The following is a 17616-nucleotide window of genomic DNA, read 5'->3' as shown; positions in this document are numbered from 1 at the left end:
ACTCTTATTTAGAATCAGCTATGATAATCAAATGCAGGTATTTAACTGCTGGCTGTTTCACCAATTTACATAAATATAGTGATCAATAAAATCCATACTCAACACTGTAATACTATAATATGGAAATGTAAACACATATCCTTCTACAAAGGATCATCTTCATATTTTAAATTAGAAAGTCATAGTTAGTAGTAGTAATTATTGCAGTAATTACCCCGCCCCATCGACTACTCTATCAACGGTTGTTGTAATTGACTTTGTTCCAATTTCCTTGCTTGTCTCAAAATCTATGACCGTAACTTGATAGGTAACCTCATCGGAACTAGCATTTTCCTTTGCGAATACAGCGAAATTAAACGAGAAGAATAAAGATAGTGCCAAAATAACAACCACGATTTTGTTGTACGATTTTTTCACACTATCGCTCCTATTCTACTATGCGTTTAGTTATTAATAGGCTAGATATGCACCAAATAGTACCATGTATTAATCTTTTATGTCAATTATGTACCATGTTTTCCTATTATAATAGTAGCCACTGATTTGTCCCTTCTATAAAAAGTATTTTTAAAAAGAGTACTATAATTACATAACTTTACGAGATGCAACACAATCACTCTCATATAGCACCAACGTACCTGCAAAACCTCTTTGACCGTTGTAGCAAAATCGTTTCTGCTCTGAGAAAACATAGTCATGATGTGAGGACCGATGAGTTTTGGTAATAATATAGTCACTTTTGGGAATACGTGGTAATATGTAGATTTTTCTACCAATAAACATTGTTTTTAGGAAGGGGTAGTAAGTAAGTGAAATTATTGAAGAGTTTTGTATCGGCTTTTTTTATCATTCTTATCGTTGTAGGTTGTTCCTCAAATAGTGTAGAGAATCAAAAGTCTAATAATTCGCCAAGTCCAACTGCAAATGTTGAGAGTACACCAGATAAGGAAACTGCTGAGGAAAAGGCTAAAAAAGAAGAAGAAAGAAAAGCTAAAGAAGAAGCAGATGCGAAAGCTGCTGCTGAGCAGAAAGCTAAGGAAGATGCAGAAGTTAAAGCTGCTGCTGAAAAATTAGCTAAACAAGAAGCCGAAGCAAAGATTCCTCGGGAATATAAAGCAGCATTAAAATCGGCGGAATCATATGCTGAAATGATGCCTATGTCAAAGGCAGGCATTTATGAACAATTGACATCTGAATACGGAGAGCAATTCCCTAAAGAAGCTGCTCAATATGCAATAGATAACATTGTATTTGATTGGAAAGAAAATGCATTAAAATCGGCACAATTATATGCAGAGATGAATATGTCGGATAAGGAAATTTATAATCAATTGATTTCAGAGTATGGTGAAAAGTTCACTAAAGAAGAAGCACAATATGCGATAGATAATTTATAATAAGCTAAAATAGCCTGCTAACCAGTTACGGTTGACAGGCTTTGTCTTTTACTCTCTATTAATTGTTTGTTTAACAAGTTGATGCCCCAATACAGTAGCGCCAGTCACCAACACACCCTGTATGATGCCTTGCAGTATATCCCCCACTAAAGCAATACCACCTGCTACACCAACAACCAACAATATATTTTTTATTCCATTGATACTGCTCGAAGGATATCAAAGAATTTATGTTAGTAACATGGCTTTCAAATATGTTGTCAAATCTTTAAACGTGCTTTTATTTTTAATAGGATCTGGTATATTCCTATATAGTTTATCTTATTTCTTTAATAATTCAAAAAAAGATTAGAAAGATCAGACTAAGACAAGTAGAGAATCAAAAGGTAGAATTGAATCCATTATAACAATTAGTATTGGTATAATTTCAATTGTTACAGCAATTTTACAACTATCAATCGAAATAATAAAATTGAAATAACTAGAAGCTCTTTCTGTTCCTTTTTTAAAACATGAGTTAGTCCTAAAACAACTTAAGGACTTATAAATACGATAGTATTACAAACCAAGTAGTTTATTTGGCTAATTTAATTTCCATCCTGTATAATACATGTACAAACAAATAAAATTGAGGTGAATGATTATGGCCATTACGCGAGAAGAACTTCACCATCTTATAAACCAAATACCTGATGATAAGTTACCTGCAATTGGTGATTTATTATCTCGTATCTACGAAGAAGAAAACATTGACAAAGAAGAAGCGTTAGAAATTGACGCAGCCAAAAAACGAATTGCTAATGGAGAGTATGCAACATTCGATGATATATTTGGTGACTTAGATGTATAAGTTGATTTTTGACAAGAATGTTGAAAAGTTTCTGAAAAAGCAAGATAATACTGTTCGATTACGTATTCGAAACGCTTTATTAGAACTTGCCGAAAATCCTTATCGTGCATCTCAAGTTAAACGACTTGTAGGGCGTGAAAGACAGTTCCGAAAAAGAGTTGGTGAATACAGGATCATTTATGAAATTGTTGATCAACAATTAGTGATACTTGTATTGAAAGTTTCAAATCGAGGCAGCGCGTATCAAGATTAAACAACCTCCTGATTAACTAATCGGGAGGTTGTTTGACATTACTGTAGTTAATTACCTCTTTTTATAATGTTCATGATATAGCTTCATCAGTGCTCTTTTTTCTATTCGCGAAACATAACTTCTACTAATACCTAACTCTTTGGCGATTTCTCGTTGCGTTCGTTCTTCGCCTCCAGAAATCAATCCAAAACGATTGATTACAACTTCTTTTTCACGATCATCCAGTATACTTAAATTTTTATAAATTTTACTTTTCTCTATTTCCAGCTGCACTTTATCAGCCACTTCATCCGTATCCGTACCAAGTATATCTATTAAGGTGATATCATTAACATCGGCAGGATGGACGTATTTTAAGGACATACTATTGCTTCTCCTGTCTAATCTCTTGTTGCAATTGTAACACGATGAAAAAAAACATGTAATTACTTTACCCACAATATATTTGGCTAATATAAATCGAATCCTGTATACTATGTATATGAAGAAACTAAATGGGGTGAATATTTATGGCCTTAACTCGAGAAGAACTTCACCATCTTATAAACCAAATACCTGATGAAAAGTTACCTGCAATTGGTGATTTATTATCTCGTATCTACGAAGAAGAAAACATTGACAAAGAAGAAGCGTTAGAAATTGACGCAGCCAAAAAACGAATTGCTAATGGAGAGTATGCAACATTCGATGATGTATTTGGTGACTTAAATGTATAAGTTGATTTTTGATAAGAATGTTGAAAAGTTTCTGAAAAAGCAAGATAATACTGTTCGATTACGTATTCAAAACGCATTATTAGAACTTGCCGAAAATCCTTATCGTGCATCTCAAGTTAAACGACTTGTAGGTCGTGAAAGACAGTTTCGAAAAAGAGTTGGTGAATATAGGATCATTTATGAAATTGTTGATCAACAATTAGTGATACTTGTATTGAAAGTTTCAAGTCGAGGCAGCGCATATCAAGATTAAACAACCTTCTGATTAATCGGAAGGTTGTTTGGCATTACTACCGAATTTTATAATTTGAGTTGCAGTATTAGACTATTATTCCACTTTGCCAGAACATTAAAATAATTCCCCGCACCGCAGGGATGCTTTTATCGATCTTAATTATTCTGGCTCTTCTGTTGGAGCAACTCGCATCTCTTCTTCCAGCTCATTTCCTAAACTTCTCAAATCTTCTCTACTTACTTTTAAATGGGGAAGGAAAAACCCGTCATACACAAAAAACAGGACATACAAATCCGATCGATACTCATGCAACCATTTCAATTCAAAATTTTCGTCAGAATGATCAAACACTCTATCATACTTATCCCCTGGAAAATCTTTTAATAAAGCTATAAAATTATTAAGTGTAATATTCATCCAACCAAAAACTAACTCTCGACTTCCATTACTACTACTAATTTTAACTTTGAGTTTACTTCCTTCGAACTCTCCGGGGAAATGACGTACAAATTTGAATTCAAACACAGTTTCTCCGTTAATATCTTTTAATATAGCCATATATCTCCCTATTACTCCCAAATACTATTCATAAAATCATACACCCAGCTTGCATGATATTATAGTTTATTTTGTATATTCTTTAAACCAAACATAAGCGCCCTAGCAAACGTAAATAGGTTCTAATTAGTATGATAGCATAAATGTTTTATTATTTGCTATATATCGCCAAAATGCGACTTTTGGAGTATAATCGAATAGACTTGATGACCTAGGATACCCTTAGCTAATAAGGGAATTTAAAAGCTCAGGAGGCTAATTCTATGACTTTAAGTAGAAAACATTATGTTCCAGTGATTAAATGGAAACAGGGTGAACAAAAAGCTTTGGAGGCCTTATCTCCTGCTTTAAAAGAAAGTATTATTCCTGTTATCGAGATCCCACCTATTGATTGGGATTTTGAAAACGAGGTACCTAAGAAAACCATAGATGAGCATCTCCAAAATTTCGGAGATACTCTACTTCGTTGCTGGTCTCAAGGAGCTTTTATCGATTTACTTTACATTGACGCAAATGAAAGAATGATGACGGGGCAACATCCGCTCGCGTATATTCTTCGAGAAGCGAGATCTCGAAAAAATCCTCTCATCCCTATTACATGTTCTATTTATGACTCTCATTATAATACTGAAGTAGTAAGTGCCAATGTAGTTGATGAACTAGGTGCTGCAATACGCATAACTGAAAAGGACTTTGATTCTCTCCAACTGACAATCGACAATCTGCTAGAAGCAATCCAGTTGAATCCCGATCAAGTAGATTTAATTGTGGATTATGGCTACGCTGATCCCAATCATATAATTAGAACTAGTTTTTTTATTACAGGACTAATTAATTCTATCCCCTATCTAAATAAATGGAGAAACTTAATCTTATGCGGGACTGGATTTCCTAAAGATTTATCAGGAGTGCGAGCTGATACGATAGGACAGATTGAGCGATCAGAATGGATATTGTGGAAAAGAATGATGCAAGGTAAAACAGCTATAAGAGAACCGATTTTCGGGGACTACGGAATCTCTAACCCAGTACCTTTTGAAGGGGACCCACGAGTTATTAATATGAGTGCAAACATTAGATATACGGCTGAAGACAAATACATTATATTTAAGGGTAAAATTACTAAGCGCTTTGGCGCTTCCCAATACCACGACCTTGCAGATCAAGTCGTGCAACACCCTGAATATTCAGGTCGAAACTTTTCAGAAGGCGATCTTTATATTTATGAAGTATCACAAAGTAATGACGGTCCTGGCAATGCGACAAATTGGCGCAAGGCAGGAACCAATCATCATCTAACATATGTGGCTAGTGAACTCTCCACTTTGTTCTTGCCTTAAGTTTATTTCTTACTTCGTTCTTTAAGTCATTTAACTCAAGAGATTCTGCGATAACTTTCCATAAAACCTGTCGAGGCTTGCTAAGATACCCCTTATGCAAGTCTCGTTCTTTTAATATTGAGAGCGCTTCTTCTTTCCAAAGTAATTGCGTAATTGCAAAAGGATCAACGTTTGGATTTTGCTCAGGGATTCTATGTTGAAAGAAATGAACTATTCCTTCCTCTTCCATCTCAGCTTTAGTTATTCCCCACCAATTAGGAATAATATCTTCAATTTCTTCAATAAACCTAGAAGCAGTGAAAATAGTAACAGTATCGAAAACTCTATTATAGGTGTCACTTTGCTTTGGTAATCGTTCTAACGTATCACTTTCACTTTTAATTTCATACCCACTCATCGAGCCATTCACAACTGCAATATCAATCCTAGCGTCACCTTGACATAATGCAAGCTCATCTAGAATTAAAGTGTCATCTTCATTCTGGTGTTCCTTACGCAAAAGAACATGAAGAGAGGTGCGAATATCTATATCACGAGTTTTAATTATCGTCCCCTCCCTTCTAATATTCGTTAGTTATGATTTTAGCACAAGGTACTAAAATAGAAAAGGCTACTTAGGCTAACTAATTCACTTTAAAATTTATCCTATCATCAATAAATAAAACTATCTTAGTTGTTTGGTCAGAAATTTCCTTTATTTATCATTCCTGCTCGATCTAAAATAACTGCCAACTCTGCACGAGTAACGATGTTGTTCGGTTTGAATGTACCATCATCATAACCCATTGATAACTTTGCTATCCATGGCTTTTTTGATGCTAGTAGCCGCCCAATGATTTTTGGGTACGTCCTTTGCCACGCTATCAACCTCCATATTATTGTTTGGGACTAAATATTTAACACCAATATAATGGCAATACGCTTTAACAATTGCTTCGGCATATACTTGCCAATTGGCTGCCCTATGACAATCTTAAAGTTGGTGTTGTTAGATATTTAATGTAGAGCGATTAGGATGCGTAATAGTGCATCGGAGTGAGCTTTGCTATCCGCCTTTACGAGATGCAACACAATCACTCTCATATAGCGCCAACGTACCTGCAAAACCTTTGACCGTTGTAGCAAAATCTTTTCTGCTCTGAGAAAACATAGTCATGATGTGAGGACCGATGAGTTTTGGTAATAATATAGTCGCTTTTGGGAATCCGTGGTAATATGTAGATTGTTCTACCAATAAACATTGTTTTTAGGAAGGGGTAGTAAGTAAGTGAAATTATTGAAGAGTTTTGTATCGGCTTTTTTTATCATTCTTATCGTTGTAGGTTGTTCCTCAAATAGTGTAGGGAATCAAAAGTCTAATAGTTCGCCAAGTCCAACTGCAAATGTTGAGAGTACACCAGATAAGGAAACTGCTGAGGAAAAGGCTAAAAAAGAAGAAGAAAAAAAAGCTAAACAAGAAGCAGATGCGAAAGCTGCTGCTGAGCAGAAAGCTAAGGAAGATGCAGAAGTTAAAGCTGCCGCTGAAAAATTAGCTAAACAAGAAGCCGAAGCAAAGATTCCTCGGGAATATAAAGCAGCATTACAATCGGCGGAATCATATGCTGAAATGATGCCTATGTCAAAGGCAGGCATTTATGAACAATTGACATCTGAATACGGAGAGCAATTCCCTAAAGAAGCCGCTCAATATGCAATAGATAACATTGTATTTGATTGGAAAGAAAATGCATTAAAATCGGCACAATTATATGCAGAGATGAATATGTCGGATAAGGAAATTTATAATCAATTGACTTCAGAGTATGGTGAAAAGTTCACTAAAGAAGAAGCACAATATGCGATAGATAATTTATAATAAATAAAGTAGCCTGCTAACCAGCTATGGTCGACAGGCTTTTACTTCACTTATTAATCCTACAGTCCTCGTCATGCTATCCCTTTTAACTAATGCTTTCACTATTGCACGAACTCGCGATTCCACCAAGAGATAATAGTTTATTTTATTAGCCGCAATCAGTGATTCGGAAAATACCAATCATTTTATAGTTGTACCAATTGTTGGAATCAGTTACAATTAAGTTGCTGGCCAGCATCTAATATAATCTAGCAGGAGGAACTTTTATGAAATTCAAAAAAATTTTTATTGTTGCAATTGCTCTCTTTATGTTGACATTTGCTCAATCCGCCTATGCGGAAAGTATCAAGCCATTTGCCGCTGGTATTGGTGATACAATAGATACAGCCATTCCAATTTCTCCAAATACAGGATTCATGTCTTTATTTCTATCAAATCAATTTGATGTGGATTTTTTCACTTGGAAAAATACAACTAATTCGCCACTTTTCGTTGATTTTTCTTTGAGGCCCCCTATCGGATCTAATTACAATTATGTTTATGATTTTGAATATTTCATTAGGTATCCTGATGGAATCTCTTCTACTTCAGCTCAAGCTGTTGATAAATTTCTCTCTACTAAGTTTGTCAGCAGGGTTTACTTACCAGCAAACTGTGAAATTTTCTTCATGGTTAAAGCGACGGTTTTTAACAATCCAACAGACTTCTATGAAGTTGCTATGGGTACTAGTAGTATTAACTATTAACAAAAGTAACAACTTCTAGATACACTACCCCTATAGTTTTAAAACAATGAGGCTATGATATTTCAAAGCCTCATTGTTTAAATTTTTATTTACTTATAAAAACCGTCTTTGTTACTTGTTCCCACTTAACACTAGCCCCTAACGCATCAGCCACAGCTCTAACAGGCACATACGTAACATTGTCTATAAGCACACCTTGTTGGTCTAGCAGCTTACCATTAACAACTACATCCACGCTGTCGCTTGCTGGTTTAATAGCTTTAGGCGCTACATACTTATGACCGATATACAAGCAGTAAGCTTTAACAATTGCTTCGGCATATGACTGCCAATTATCCTTTAGCCTTTTCGCATCCACGCTATTAGTCAAAAAACCATACTCCACAATTACCGTTTCCACATTACCAGTTTGGCGATGCATAAAATAATAGTCCTGTCCATTAGATGCTGTTTTTGAATAAGTTACTTTAGGACGTAATACTTGACCAGCAGCTGCTAGACTATCAGCCATCATCTTAGCCCATTTTCCATTGGAATGAACACTATGGATTAACTCTGCACCGCTGGCTGTTGTAGATGACGCTGCATTAATATGATTGCTGATGCAATGCTTTGCGCCGCTGTTTTTGACTATTGTTGTCCTTTGATTAGGTTGTAGTGTTTTATCATTATCACGAGTCAAGGCAACAGGCACGCCTAGCTCCTTAAATCGCTTGTACTGATAGAGCGATATATCCAGCACCATGTGCTTTTCGACAATACCATTTCCGCTGGCTCCAGGATCAGCTCCAGCATGACCAGCATCAATGATTAATTTTGGATTTGCATCCCCTATATGCTTACTCACTTTATCCTCTCCTTTCGTCACTGTAAGAGCGACCCCCATCTTACGACCCCACCCATTATCAGACGGCCATAAGTAAGCACTGCCGCCACCATCTCCATTGAGTGCATCAATACACCCTAGACTAGTCATGATGCTAGCTAATGCATTAAGCGATACGATTTGTTTAGTGCGTACAATTACAAGCTTATTATCAGCAGTAAGCCCTACAGCAAGTCGATATGCTTTTGACTGCCAAATGTCATTGCCTGTTTGGTCACGTTTGACAGTCTCGGCTATAATATTAATTTTGTTATGCAACAATCTAGGACTGCCTTGCACAGCCCATACCGCACCCATAGGAGCTTTGCCGATGTGTAACGTACCATTAGGCATAGCAAATAACTCATCACGTGCAGCGGTCTTGGCTATATTTCCTATAACCGTCTTACCGCCGTCTACTACCAAGCCTATTGGTGTGCCAGTCGCATTATCAGCATAATTAAAATTAGCAGCCACCGTAGCAGCTGCTTGTTGTCCTAACTCTTTGACCGTTGCACCGATCTTAAAACTAATTCCAATATCATTAATAGCAGGATCAGCAATAACATAATCAACGTCAATATTATTGATGCGTTTGGTCTGTATCAATTTTTTCACCCGACTTCCCACGCAATACTTCAACCGCCTTACTAACAACTGATGGTATTGGGATGCCTAACTGACCAGCGTTTTCGGTCAAACTCAACAATTCGCCCGCCAAATAAAAAAAGATAGCAGCATCCCTAATCAGGTGCGCATCTCCTAAAATCGTATCTAACATATGAGCCACTGCTACAATGGCTAGCGAACCTAACTTACGAGTCACGCCGAACCACATCTCTCGACTGGTTAACTTGCCGTTTTTACCTGCTAGGGTTACCCCTAGTGCAAAATCAATCAGTATAAACACCAGCAGCACCGTCATAAGATTAGTCCATCCTCCAAGCAAAAATGTTATTACTGCACCGCTACCAGCGATAATCGTTTTAAATAATGCGTCCACTTTATCAGCTCCTTTTTAGCCAAAAAAATAACACCTAGTCGGTGTATGGTTTACCTGTTATTTGAATTGTTACCTCGTCACGAATATTAGCTGGAACATCTTCTATTGTCTTGCGACCTGCTTTTACCAACGACACATACACATTGATAATCGGCTGTAAATTAACCATCGATACCACCGCCTAACATTAGTTCGTAAAGGTTTGCAATGGCTTCCTTGTTATCTAAATCAGTCTGTGTACGTTGTTCTTCTTCGGTTAATGGTCGGTCAACAGTTTCAAAAAACGATTCTCCCGTTTCAGGGTTTACGTACCATATATGCGCCTTGCCGAATTCTGGCGCTGGAAATTCTGGTTCATCCGCTACAACGACCCCTTGCGACAAATCTAATTCTGCATTTTCGGCTACCTCTAGATTGTATATGGTTTGTACTCGTAGTTTGTTAGGCGCTACGAGTTCGCCAATTAATAGTTTTGACATATTATCGACTCCTTTTTATTTTAATGCGAAGAGAGGACGTTGGAGCTTGCGAATTGGCTTACCACTGTTTGCACCATGAGCGCAATACACGAAACCTTGAGCATCGGCATAAATGCTTTGTCCAAACCTAACATCTTTTTTTGACCAAATCTCTGCTCCACCACTGTTTAGTTTGCGAATAGATTTTTGATCTGAAACTACAGCGTGAGCGCAATATACATTTCCTTGAGTATCGGCATAAACACTACGAGCATATGGAACATCTATTTTTGACCAAATCTCTACCCCGCTGCTATTTAATTTGCGAATGGATTTATAATTTTCAGCTATATCATGAGCGCAATACACGAAACCTTGAGCATCTGCGTAAACGCCACCCCCCGATGGAACATCTGTTTTTGACCAAATCTCATTTCCGTTACTATCCAACTTTCGAATGAATTTGCCGCTGCTCGTACCATGAGCACAATATACGTTTCCTTGAGCATCTGCATAAATGCTTTGACCAATTGGGACATCTGTTTTTGACCAAATCTCTACTCCACCACTGTTTAGTTTGCGAATAGATTTTCGACCTATATCCAATCTGTGGGCACAATATACATTTCCTTGAGCGTCGGCATAAACGCTTTGCCCTAATGGAACATCTGTTTTTGACCAAATCTCTGCTCCACCACTGTTTAGTTTGCGAATAGATTTTCGATTTGCATCTACACCATGAGCGCAATACACGAAACCTTGAGCATCTGCATAAACCCCATTACCATAATCAACATCCGATTTTGACCAAATCTCATTTCCATTTTTATTAAACTTTCGTATTGTTATGTCCATATATGCACTATGAGCACAATACACATTTCCTTGAGCATCTGCATAAACACTATGACTACCTCCGATATCACTCCTGGACCATAATTCATTAGGTTCTATATCCACAACCTCTACATCTCTCTCGACCATGCTACTATCGCCATAGTAACCGTTAGGTACTTTAATCTGTAATTTATCACCAACAACTTGAGCACTAGTCGCTTGTTGTGTCCCTATCCGATTAGGCATTGTACCAGTAATCTTTTGCTTTTTTGAATAAGCCGTTTTACCACTCAACAAGTCGGCAGCAGTTGCGGTTGCATCGCCTGATGGATCGGTTACGATAGAGTTAATGTTACCAACAAACGTCTGTTTATCTGCGTCTGGTGCTGTAGGTACTCCCTTGGCAGTGATAGCACCAGCGACATCACGTTTAAACTCACTGCCAGATTGCTTTACATTAGCCATCTCCGTATTTAAAGTATCCATCTGCGTATTTACCACATCTAACTCTACCTTACGCAATACATCGCTACTAGCCGATGGAGCTGCGCCACTCTTTAACCTACCGTTAACATCATACATAGCTATCCTATTAGCTGTAGGTGTTGCGGTTGCTCCTGTCAGCTGCTCGTCATGATTGGTGATGTTGGCAACCAATGCGGCGTAATCAACATCTGTAAAATTCCGCGCAATCCCAAGACCAGATTCCCACGCTCTTGCTACTCCTTGCAGACCTCTCGTGATTCCCGATAACGTATTACCGGACTTGTTGGTATAAAGAATTGTTTCTGCAAGTTCTCCTTCCCCGCCAATAACAGCTAAGTTCGGCGCATCAGGAAGTGCAGATCCATTAAGTACTGTGATCGTCGTCTGTGTTGCTGTGATCGCTGCTGCCAATTCTGTTGTTGGACTGTTGGGCATGCCCGGATACATGATTTTCATTATGCTCGTTTCCTCCCTTCTTCTCATACTTCTGAATGATTGTTTCAATCTCTTTTTGTACTGCTTTTAGAATAACCGTCTCGCTTCCCGGCCAAATTTGCAAGTACGCTGCAATAATACTAATGATCTCATCTTTCGGTCGATTTGGATCGGCTTCTATTACTAGTTTTTGAGCAACAACTGCCATATGAGGTTAACTCCTTTCTTAAAGAGGATACAAAAAAAGCCGTCCAACGGACGACTTTAATTTTTTATGTGTTCAGACATTTAAGTTCTACTTCTATATCATTAATTTTTTGTTTAAGTTCAAGTATTTCATCTTTTTCTTTTGCAAGTTTTTCCAAATATTTTTCTTTAGCAACTTCAGAAATCTCAACAATACCCCACATAGACGAAAATTTTTCTTGGGACATTTCATGGCCAAAAGCAGCTAATTCAAGTTTTGTTTTATTTATAGTTTGTTCTTCTAAATCAATCTTATTTTCGGTTTTATCTCTTCTTTCATAAGCACTTTCAAGTGACTTTTTTAAAGCTAATAACTCATCGTTAAGTTGTTCAATACGTAGAATTTTCTTATCATGTAATAATATTTTCTCGTCATTAAAATTGACATCAAAACCTGCTACATCAGCAATACTTTCTAGCGGAACGTAATTTACTCCATCAATGACAATTCCTCTACCAAAGCTTTCACCGTTCAGGATAACTCCCATTTCTTTCTCTACTTTTTCACCAAATATCGCAGTATCTTTAATTAGAAAAATACCCGAAAATATAAGTGCACCCGCGAGAAAACCCACAATGTACTTCTTCATTTAATTGACCTCTTTGTTCGCTTAGTTGTTTTTTAGCTCCGGATGCTTTTCAAGCAGTTCTGCTATTTGCTTTTCAGTATCTTTTAACTTTTTTTGATTATCCGATATCCTATCTTCTACTTTTTTTCTTGCTTCCTCAGAACTGTAAGATACTCTTTCTAGATCATATTTATCAGCCTTGATGGAAAAGTCTAAATTACTTAACTCGAATTCCAAATTGTACAGTAGTTCTTCCGGTGTTTTTTCTATATAAGGCTGCAAAACACCATCTACTTCCTCCATTTTCACTGTTAATTCATCTGCTTCTCCATCTTTTTTTACTACTTTTATTTTTATTTCCGTGTTTTTATCGATCGTTTTCGTTTTCAAGTTAATAGTTCCATTTTGAAATGTTACATCTTTTCCTAAAATAGATGCCACTTCCCTTACTGGCAAGTAAGAAGTATCATCGTAAATTAACACAGGTTTTTCTAAACTAATTTTTTTGTCTTCAACCATAACCTCGTAATCGCCCCTTATTTTGGCTTTTACTACTTCTGTTACCTCTTTGGCTACAGCAGGTATTCCGACAGTCAGTAAACTACCTATAATTATACCAACAATAAATTTTTTCATAGAATCCCCTCCTATAAGCATTATAGAAGGTATTTAATTTTATGCCAATATCTTCATACTTTTTAAAATAGCAGTTAGAACAATAAAGCTATTTAGCAAATCATCTTCTGAACTAACCGTTGGCGCTGGGATTGAACCTAACGATGTGCCTCCATTAATACTCATAGAACCTGCGATACTTACTCTAGGACCCGCAATTAATACACCATTATCGGAGTCTATTCTAAATAAACCTGGCAACTGCGCAAACCTAGTAGTATCGCCTAGAAAATTAAAATAGAGCAAAGGTGATCCAAACGTTCCTGGATTAGATACAAGATCTATCGAAATGTTTGCATTCCCTTGTAGTCTCAACATATCTTCTGTACTAGAGAACTCCACCCTCGGATACTGCCCTGGTGGTCTTGTCTGCATGGTGGTACCTTGAATTAATCCGCCTTGTATAAAGGTTCCGTTGATTGTACCACCACTTATCATTCCGGATCCAGATAAACTATTGCTGTTAATCGTCCAACCCCCAATTAAACCTGACTGTGCTATTATTTCACCTGTAAACTTTCCTTTTGCCGCTTGTAATGTCCCAGAAAAAACAGCATCTCCCGTTGCAGAATCTTGCCAAATCGTCCTCACACCAGCTTTATTAAACATAGCTAGTCCATATTCACCAGGAGCAGTCTGACCAATCCGAAGCATTGTTCGATTAAAGTCATCAGCAACTTTCATACCAAATCCATCGACTAAGGTTATGCTGTCATCATACTTCTGACCTTTTAGCACTGCATTTTTCGTTGTATAAGTTATTGCTTTCTTGCTGCCCACGGTAGCTTGGAAAATATAATCCGATGTTTTCATTTCTCGAAAGTTGGTCAGACTGGCGCGGCCAGACTTCTTCTCGAACGGATACCTGTCGTATGAATCAGCACGGGCATCAAATGAATAACCTAATACTTCATCGAAACATGTTACCGTATCGCCCGCCTCTTTCAATCGTTCATCCAAAAACTCTCGATCGATCTTTTCCATTTGGATAAAATCCACATCATAAGTTACGGATGGCAGTTCGTACTTGGACAGATGTTTCTGCATTTCCTCAAGCAGCCGAGCTTGCGTTTCAATCTCGGGAAATTCTACCTTACCCATAAACGGATATAGTGGATCAAAATACTGCGAATCAATAAATTTAACTGGATAACCTGATAAACCTTCAATGGTCAGACCATTTTTCCCATAACCATAGAGCCTTGTAATACGCTCCATATCATGACTCTTTCGCTTAATACCCTTCATATTGTGCCGGTATTCAACACGAGCGCCATAGTTACCGCCCTTGCGTGTAGTCAATGTAATTTCGTAATTATCAAAATACAGTTCTGCACTGTAGAGCTGACGCAGTTCCTGCAGCAATTCAAACTTCGTTTTTTCGCCCCAGTCGAAAATGTCTTGGACAAGGAAAGAACCTTCCACTACAAAGGAGAACGGCGTACCATATCCGAGTAGCGTCAACATCTCAGGAAGCGTCTTGGCAGCAGCGAAGTCTATATAATTATCCAAGAAGTAATTACCTAATGTAAAAGCGATATGATGTGCTTCTACGATCTTATAAATCTTTCGACCTTGCCGAATTTCCTCTACATTGCGAATACGGAATTTCTGTCCTCGTTCTACCCCATCAGGAAACTGAATATCATTTCCTTCTACCAATAAACCGTAACGCTCGGCATCGTTTGTTTGACAGGGATAAACAAATTGAACATAAAATTCGCCGTTAATCACTTCGCGAACTAAGACTTCTTTAGCATTTAGCAGAAATGCAAGTCGATCATCACCAGCATACAGCGCCAGTACTTCATCTACACTTTTTATAGTAATCACCTTCTTCTAAACATTGTTCTGTTGATAAATAATTTGAGCGAGTACAGTGCGAAGAGCTGCTGTGTCTGTATAAACTAACTCATTAAGCCCTAACGAAAACGAACCAAACTTCCCCTTCATTGATCGCAATGCATTCTGTCCATTTAATAGTAACGTCAGTTCTTTATGATTAATGATAATGACTTGCCCTGGAAGCCACGTGCCATTGAAAACAATCTCACGACGCTGCCACTTAGATGCACGAGCTACCAGTTCAGCTTCAGCTGATAGGGCTATTTGTACCGGCATAACAAGCCCTGCTGAAGCTTTAAGGTTACTATCCGCAGATAGATGTGCAGACATATATGTTAGCTGCCGCAAATCACTATCGGCTATCAAATGTGCGGATGTGGTCAGTATAACGCGTTCGTTTGCTTGTATAGCTGCAGATGTACTTAACTCTGCCGATAATGTTTTATGGTCTTTAGAACGATTAAATTTTAGTCTATTGAATGCAGAGCGGTTGAACATAACGCTACCCCCCTGCTATATTAAGCGATCACGGTGAGTAATGCGCTGCTTAATCATTCGCTGCATCCCCGTGTCGCTGTATTGTATTTGATTTTCACCAGGTAGTAATATCATCCAATCTCCCTCTAACATATGACGCACATTCTCGCCATTTTTAGTAATGCGTCTATACTGTGGGATGATAAATATTTCATCACCTGGAGCAAACGAATCGTTAACATTTAATCGTTGAATCTTGTATTTACTCGCATCTGTTTGTATTCCAGCAGCAGCTGACAAGTACGCTCGATATCTAATAATGCGCATTATTTTAGCCGCAGTTTTAGACTCCGCACCCATATGAGCATCGTAGCTTAGTATTCGTAATGGATTCGCTTTTAATAAAGCTTCTGCTGATACTAGTGCTTGTCCACTCCATAGCACAGCACTATCTGCCATTACTTTCCCTTCAGCATTTAGCTTGCTCTCAAGAGATATAATTCTCAAAACCTCTGCAAACATATTAGCTTCAGTTGACGTTGCAGATTGATAACCAATTGCCCTAGTTACATTCGTCTCAATATCACTGTTAACACTAAATGCAGCTGTATGCGGTACAACTCGTGTTATCGTTATATCAATACCTGTCTCAGCGGTAGCAATAATACCAGTTGAAATAACTCGCTTGTAGTCTGCTGTAATGCCACTATCAGCTTGTAGCGATGCTGATAAATTAACAACCGATACAGTCGCTCGGTTAAAACGTAGCCTATTAAATCCGGCTCTATTAAACATATTTCATCGACCTCCTATTAATCGAGGTCTAAGATAAGCTCCCCGGCGAGAAATTTAAGCTGATCGTTAACAAGTATCGATCGCGCGTTATTTACTGGTCCATAATAAAGCAAATTGCCACCTGTAGCAGCAGTACGTAATCCAACATGTGTCACAGTACCCCATGCTGCAGTTGCAACGGCAAATGATGCATCGGCAGAATTAGATATCGTTGCCTTGCTTCCAACTTGTGTAGGGGCTGAAAAGGTTACTGCTTGCCTTGCATATGCTCCCCCGGATACTTCCGTGCCTGTGTCTGCTTCTGTTGGATCACTCGTATACAGAGCTAGATACACAGTTGTAGGTGAAGTGAAAGGCGTGTTACGAAATACTGCATTTAACAATGCTACCTCTAAATAATTACTCATTGCTCCCATAGCGTTGCCTCCTCGGTCATTCGACCTCTGATATAATAGTTAAACTAAAGCCGTTGATCGTGTTGTTGCCTGCATTCTGTAACCGAATAACAGGGTAAGTTGGCTCAGTTCCAGCCGATACAACAAAGATGCTTTCTGGATTACTAGTGATGGTATTCTCCACTATTTGTTCAGGACCATAAATAAATGGATCTGTGCATTTCATAGCAAACTCAAACGTACCGTAGGTTCCAAATTGTTGAATGCCTAGATTTCCGGTAAATTTGGCATAATAAAACCGGTCTGGTATCTCGTCAAAGACTAAGATTCCAGCCGGCAATGTAGGTTTGAACCAGTTTAATATTTTGGATTGCTGCACTTTAAACGGTTTAGCCGTTGGTGTAATGTCAATTTGCATGTCGATACTGCGCTTGCTCCATTCTGTACCGTAATCTACGATACCAGGAAGCCCCGGTACTTCCTCTTCATATTCTCTCAATTCAGGTGAGTTAATAGTATATGATAGTAGATCAACACCAAATTCGGAAGAATGACGACCCCGATAACGAAATCCGTACAA

Annotated in this window: 27 protein-coding genes; 8 read left to right on the top strand and 19 right to left on the bottom strand. The window is 37.9% G+C overall.

Translation table 11 applies throughout. From position 1 onward, the window contains the following. Positions 1-210 precede the first annotated feature (210 nt). Positions 211-417: a hypothetical protein gene (locus tag ACFSTH_RS08455; protein ID WP_377772348.1), complete on the bottom strand. Its 207-nt coding sequence runs from the start codon at positions 415-417 to the stop codon at positions 211-213. 392 nt (positions 418-809) lie between these two features. On the opposite strand from ACFSTH_RS08455, the gene ACFSTH_RS08450 reads away from it, so the two are divergent. Further along, positions 810-1397, top strand: a complete 588-nt coding sequence (locus ACFSTH_RS08450) for an Ltp family lipoprotein (RefSeq protein WP_377772350.1) — start codon at positions 810-812, stop codon at positions 1395-1397. Positions 1398-1445: 48 nt separating this feature from the next. Here ACFSTH_RS08450 and ACFSTH_RS08445 read toward each other — a convergent pair whose 3' ends face one another. Then, complete coding sequence (locus tag ACFSTH_RS08445) at positions 1446-1580, bottom strand: hypothetical protein (RefSeq protein ID WP_377772352.1); 135 nt, start codon at positions 1578-1580, stop codon at positions 1446-1448. A 460-nt stretch (positions 1581-2040) separates the two neighbouring features. Here ACFSTH_RS08445 and ACFSTH_RS08440 point away from each other — a divergent pair, with 460 nt between their 5' ends. Beyond that, a complete protein-coding gene (locus ACFSTH_RS08440) occupies positions 2041-2247 on the top strand; it encodes a hypothetical protein (RefSeq protein WP_377772354.1) in 207 nt (68 codons plus the stop codon). Continuing rightward, the gene (locus ACFSTH_RS08435; RefSeq protein ID WP_377772356.1) at positions 2240-2500 is read left to right on the top strand and encodes a type II toxin-antitoxin system RelE family toxin; all 261 of its coding nucleotides are present in this window, start codon (positions 2240-2242) and stop codon (positions 2498-2500) included. The genes ACFSTH_RS08440 and ACFSTH_RS08435 overlap by 8 nt, the downstream gene beginning before the upstream one ends. Positions 2501-2551: 51 nt before the next feature. Here the strand turns inward: ACFSTH_RS08435 and ACFSTH_RS08430 are convergent, their stop codons facing one another. Beyond that, positions 2552-2977, bottom strand: coding sequence for a sigma-70 family RNA polymerase sigma factor (locus ACFSTH_RS08430; protein ID WP_377793640.1), 426 nt, complete (start codon positions 2975-2977; stop codon positions 2552-2554). Positions 2978-3009: 32 nt separating this feature from the next. Here ACFSTH_RS08430 and ACFSTH_RS08425 point away from each other — a divergent pair, with 32 nt between their 5' ends. Further along, positions 3010-3216 (top strand): hypothetical protein, encoded by a 207-nt coding sequence (locus ACFSTH_RS08425; RefSeq protein ID WP_377772358.1) that lies wholly within the window; start codon positions 3010-3012, stop codon positions 3214-3216. Then, positions 3209-3469: a type II toxin-antitoxin system RelE family toxin gene (locus tag ACFSTH_RS08420; protein WP_377772360.1), complete on the top strand. Its 261-nt coding sequence runs from the start codon at positions 3209-3211 to the stop codon at positions 3467-3469. Before ACFSTH_RS08425 ends, ACFSTH_RS08420 begins: the two co-directional genes overlap by 8 nt. 141 nt (positions 3470-3610) lie before the next feature. On the opposite strand, the gene ACFSTH_RS08415 is transcribed toward ACFSTH_RS08420, so the two are convergent. Further along, a complete protein-coding gene (locus ACFSTH_RS08415) occupies positions 3611-4009 on the bottom strand; it encodes a hypothetical protein (protein WP_377772362.1) in 399 nt (132 codons plus the stop codon). 263 nt (positions 4010-4272) lie between these two features. Between ACFSTH_RS08415 and ACFSTH_RS08410 the strand changes: the two genes are divergently transcribed. After that, positions 4273-5349 (top strand): beta family protein, encoded by a 1077-nt coding sequence (locus ACFSTH_RS08410; protein WP_377772364.1) that lies wholly within the window; start codon positions 4273-4275, stop codon positions 5347-5349. Here the strand turns inward: ACFSTH_RS08410 and ACFSTH_RS08405 are convergent. Further along, entirely contained in the window at positions 5318-5848 is a 531-nt protein-coding gene (locus ACFSTH_RS08405; protein ID WP_377772366.1) for a sce7726 family protein, read from the bottom strand. The two genes, ACFSTH_RS08410 and ACFSTH_RS08405, sit on opposite strands and share 32 nt — an antisense overlap. A gap of 182 nt (positions 5849-6030) precedes the next feature. After that, a complete protein-coding gene (locus ACFSTH_RS08400) occupies positions 6031-6216 on the bottom strand; it encodes an S-layer homology domain-containing protein (protein WP_377772368.1) in 186 nt (61 codons plus the stop codon). Between the two features lie 400 nt (positions 6217-6616). Here ACFSTH_RS08400 and ACFSTH_RS08395 point away from each other — a divergent pair, with 400 nt between their 5' ends. Together ACFSTH_RS08395 and ACFSTH_RS08390 are read left to right on the top strand one after the other, a co-directional pair. Further along, positions 6617-7204 carry an Ltp family lipoprotein gene (locus tag ACFSTH_RS08395; protein ID WP_377772370.1) on the top strand — a complete coding sequence of 196 codons (588 nt, stop codon included), beginning with the start codon at positions 6617-6619 and terminating at the stop codon, positions 7202-7204. Positions 7205-7470: 266 nt separating this feature from the next. Further along, a complete protein-coding gene (locus ACFSTH_RS08390; RefSeq protein ID WP_377772372.1) occupies positions 7471-7950 on the top strand; it encodes a hypothetical protein in 480 nt (159 codons plus the stop codon). 85 nt (positions 7951-8035) lie between these two features. Here the strand turns inward: ACFSTH_RS08390 and ACFSTH_RS08385 are convergent, their stop codons facing one another. From ACFSTH_RS08385 to ACFSTH_RS08325, 13 genes are all read right to left on the bottom strand, one after another. Continuing rightward, positions 8036-9433, bottom strand: coding sequence for an N-acetylmuramoyl-L-alanine amidase (locus ACFSTH_RS08385; RefSeq protein ID WP_377772374.1), 1398 nt, complete (start codon positions 9431-9433; stop codon positions 8036-8038). After that, positions 9399-9818, bottom strand: coding sequence for a phage holin family protein (locus ACFSTH_RS08380; protein ID WP_377772376.1), 420 nt, complete (start codon positions 9816-9818; stop codon positions 9399-9401). Before ACFSTH_RS08380 ends, ACFSTH_RS08385 begins: the two co-directional genes overlap by 35 nt. Before the next feature lie 34 nt (positions 9819-9852). After that, a complete protein-coding gene (locus ACFSTH_RS08375) occupies positions 9853-9987 on the bottom strand; it encodes a CD1375 family protein (RefSeq protein WP_377772378.1) in 135 nt (44 codons plus the stop codon). Further along, entirely contained in the window at positions 9980-10297 is a 318-nt protein-coding gene (locus tag ACFSTH_RS08370) for a hypothetical protein (protein ID WP_377772380.1), read from the bottom strand. Before ACFSTH_RS08370 ends, ACFSTH_RS08375 begins: the two co-directional genes overlap by 8 nt. Positions 10298-10312: 15 nt before the next feature. Next, entirely contained in the window at positions 10313-12055 is a 1743-nt protein-coding gene (locus tag ACFSTH_RS08365) for a hypothetical protein (RefSeq protein WP_377772382.1), read from the bottom strand. Beyond that, positions 11964-12242 (bottom strand): hypothetical protein, encoded by a 279-nt coding sequence (locus ACFSTH_RS08360; protein WP_377772384.1) that lies wholly within the window; start codon positions 12240-12242, stop codon positions 11964-11966. The genes ACFSTH_RS08365 and ACFSTH_RS08360 overlap by 92 nt, the downstream gene beginning before the upstream one ends. Positions 12243-12306: 64 nt before the next feature. Further along, positions 12307-12870, bottom strand: a complete 564-nt coding sequence (locus tag ACFSTH_RS08355; RefSeq protein WP_377772386.1) for a hypothetical protein — start codon at positions 12868-12870, stop codon at positions 12307-12309. A gap of 21 nt (positions 12871-12891) precedes the next feature. Further along, positions 12892-13485, bottom strand: a complete 594-nt coding sequence (locus tag ACFSTH_RS08350) for a stalk domain-containing protein (protein WP_377772388.1) — start codon at positions 13483-13485, stop codon at positions 12892-12894. 39 nt (positions 13486-13524) lie between these two features. Beyond that, positions 13525-15357 (bottom strand): phage tail spike protein, encoded by a 1833-nt coding sequence (locus ACFSTH_RS08345; protein ID WP_377772390.1) that lies wholly within the window; start codon positions 15355-15357, stop codon positions 13525-13527. A 6-nt stretch (positions 15358-15363) separates the two neighbouring features. Next, positions 15364-15867 carry a hypothetical protein gene (locus ACFSTH_RS08340; RefSeq protein WP_377772392.1) on the bottom strand — a complete coding sequence of 168 codons (504 nt, stop codon included), beginning with the start codon at positions 15865-15867 and terminating at the stop codon, positions 15364-15366. Positions 15868-15882: 15 nt separating this feature from the next. Further along, positions 15883-16641 (bottom strand): phage distal tail protein, encoded by a 759-nt coding sequence (locus tag ACFSTH_RS08335; RefSeq protein WP_377772394.1) that lies wholly within the window; start codon positions 16639-16641, stop codon positions 15883-15885. 17 nt (positions 16642-16658) lie between these two features. Beyond that, on the bottom strand, positions 16659-17057 hold the full coding sequence (locus tag ACFSTH_RS08330; protein ID WP_377772396.1) for a phage tail fiber protein: 399 nt from the start codon (positions 17055-17057) through the stop codon (positions 16659-16661). A 16-nt stretch (positions 17058-17073) separates the two neighbouring features. Further along, positions 17074-17616 carry a phage tail domain-containing protein gene (locus ACFSTH_RS08325; protein ID WP_377772398.1) on the bottom strand — a complete coding sequence of 181 codons (543 nt, stop codon included), beginning with the start codon at positions 17614-17616 and terminating at the stop codon, positions 17074-17076.

The sequence above is a fragment of the Paenibacillus yanchengensis genome (assembly GCF_042684845.1).
Lineage (GTDB): Bacteria > Bacillota > Bacilli > Paenibacillales > Paenibacillaceae > Pristimantibacillus > Pristimantibacillus yanchengensis.
Note: the sequence above shows the minus strand (reverse complement) of the source record. Positions and strands in the feature narration are given on the sequence as shown.

Bases quoted from the DNA above. Each gene is read 5' to 3' on its own strand.
- ACFSTH_RS08440 (WP_377772354.1), top strand. From the start codon at position 2,041: ATGGCCATTACGCGAGAAGAACTTCACCATCTTATAAACCAAATACCT.
- ACFSTH_RS08435 (WP_377772356.1), top strand. From the start codon at position 2,240: ATGTATAAGTTGATTTTTGACAAGAATGTTGAAAAGTTTCTGAAAAAG.
- ACFSTH_RS08425 (WP_377772358.1), top strand. From the start codon at position 3,010: ATGGCCTTAACTCGAGAAGAACTTCACCATCTTATAAACCAAATACCT.
- ACFSTH_RS08420 (WP_377772360.1), top strand. From the start codon at position 3,209: ATGTATAAGTTGATTTTTGATAAGAATGTTGAAAAGTTTCTGAAAAAG.
- ACFSTH_RS08415 (WP_377772362.1), bottom strand. From the start codon at position 4,009: ATGGCTATATTAAAAGATATTAACGGAGAAACTGTGTTTGAATTCAAA.
- ACFSTH_RS08410 (WP_377772364.1), top strand. From the start codon at position 4,273: ATGACTTTAAGTAGAAAACATTATGTTCCAGTGATTAAATGGAAACAG.
- ACFSTH_RS08390 (WP_377772372.1), top strand. From the start codon at position 7,471: ATGAAATTCAAAAAAATTTTTATTGTTGCAATTGCTCTCTTTATGTTG.
- ACFSTH_RS08375 (WP_377772378.1), bottom strand. From the start codon at position 9,987: ATGGTTAATTTACAGCCGATTATCAATGTGTATGTGTCGTTGGTAAAA.
- ACFSTH_RS08370 (WP_377772380.1), bottom strand. From the start codon at position 10,297: ATGTCAAAACTATTAATTGGCGAACTCGTAGCGCCTAACAAACTACGA.
- ACFSTH_RS08365 (WP_377772382.1), bottom strand. From the start codon at position 12,055: ATGAAAATCATGTATCCGGGCATGCCCAACAGTCCAACAACAGAATTG.
- ACFSTH_RS08360 (WP_377772384.1), bottom strand. From the start codon at position 12,242: ATGGCAGTTGTTGCTCAAAAACTAGTAATAGAAGCCGATCCAAATCGA.
- ACFSTH_RS08355 (WP_377772386.1), bottom strand. From the start codon at position 12,870: ATGAAGAAGTACATTGTGGGTTTTCTCGCGGGTGCACTTATATTTTCG.
- ACFSTH_RS08350 (WP_377772388.1), bottom strand. From the start codon at position 13,485: ATGAAAAAATTTATTGTTGGTATAATTATAGGTAGTTTACTGACTGTC.
- ACFSTH_RS08340 (WP_377772392.1), bottom strand. From the start codon at position 15,867: ATGTTCAACCGCTCTGCATTCAATAGACTAAAATTTAATCGTTCTAAA.
- ACFSTH_RS08335 (WP_377772394.1), bottom strand. From the start codon at position 16,641: ATGTTTAATAGAGCCGGATTTAATAGGCTACGTTTTAACCGAGCGACT.
- ACFSTH_RS08330 (WP_377772396.1), bottom strand. From the start codon at position 17,057: ATGGGAGCAATGAGTAATTATTTAGAGGTAGCATTGTTAAATGCAGTA.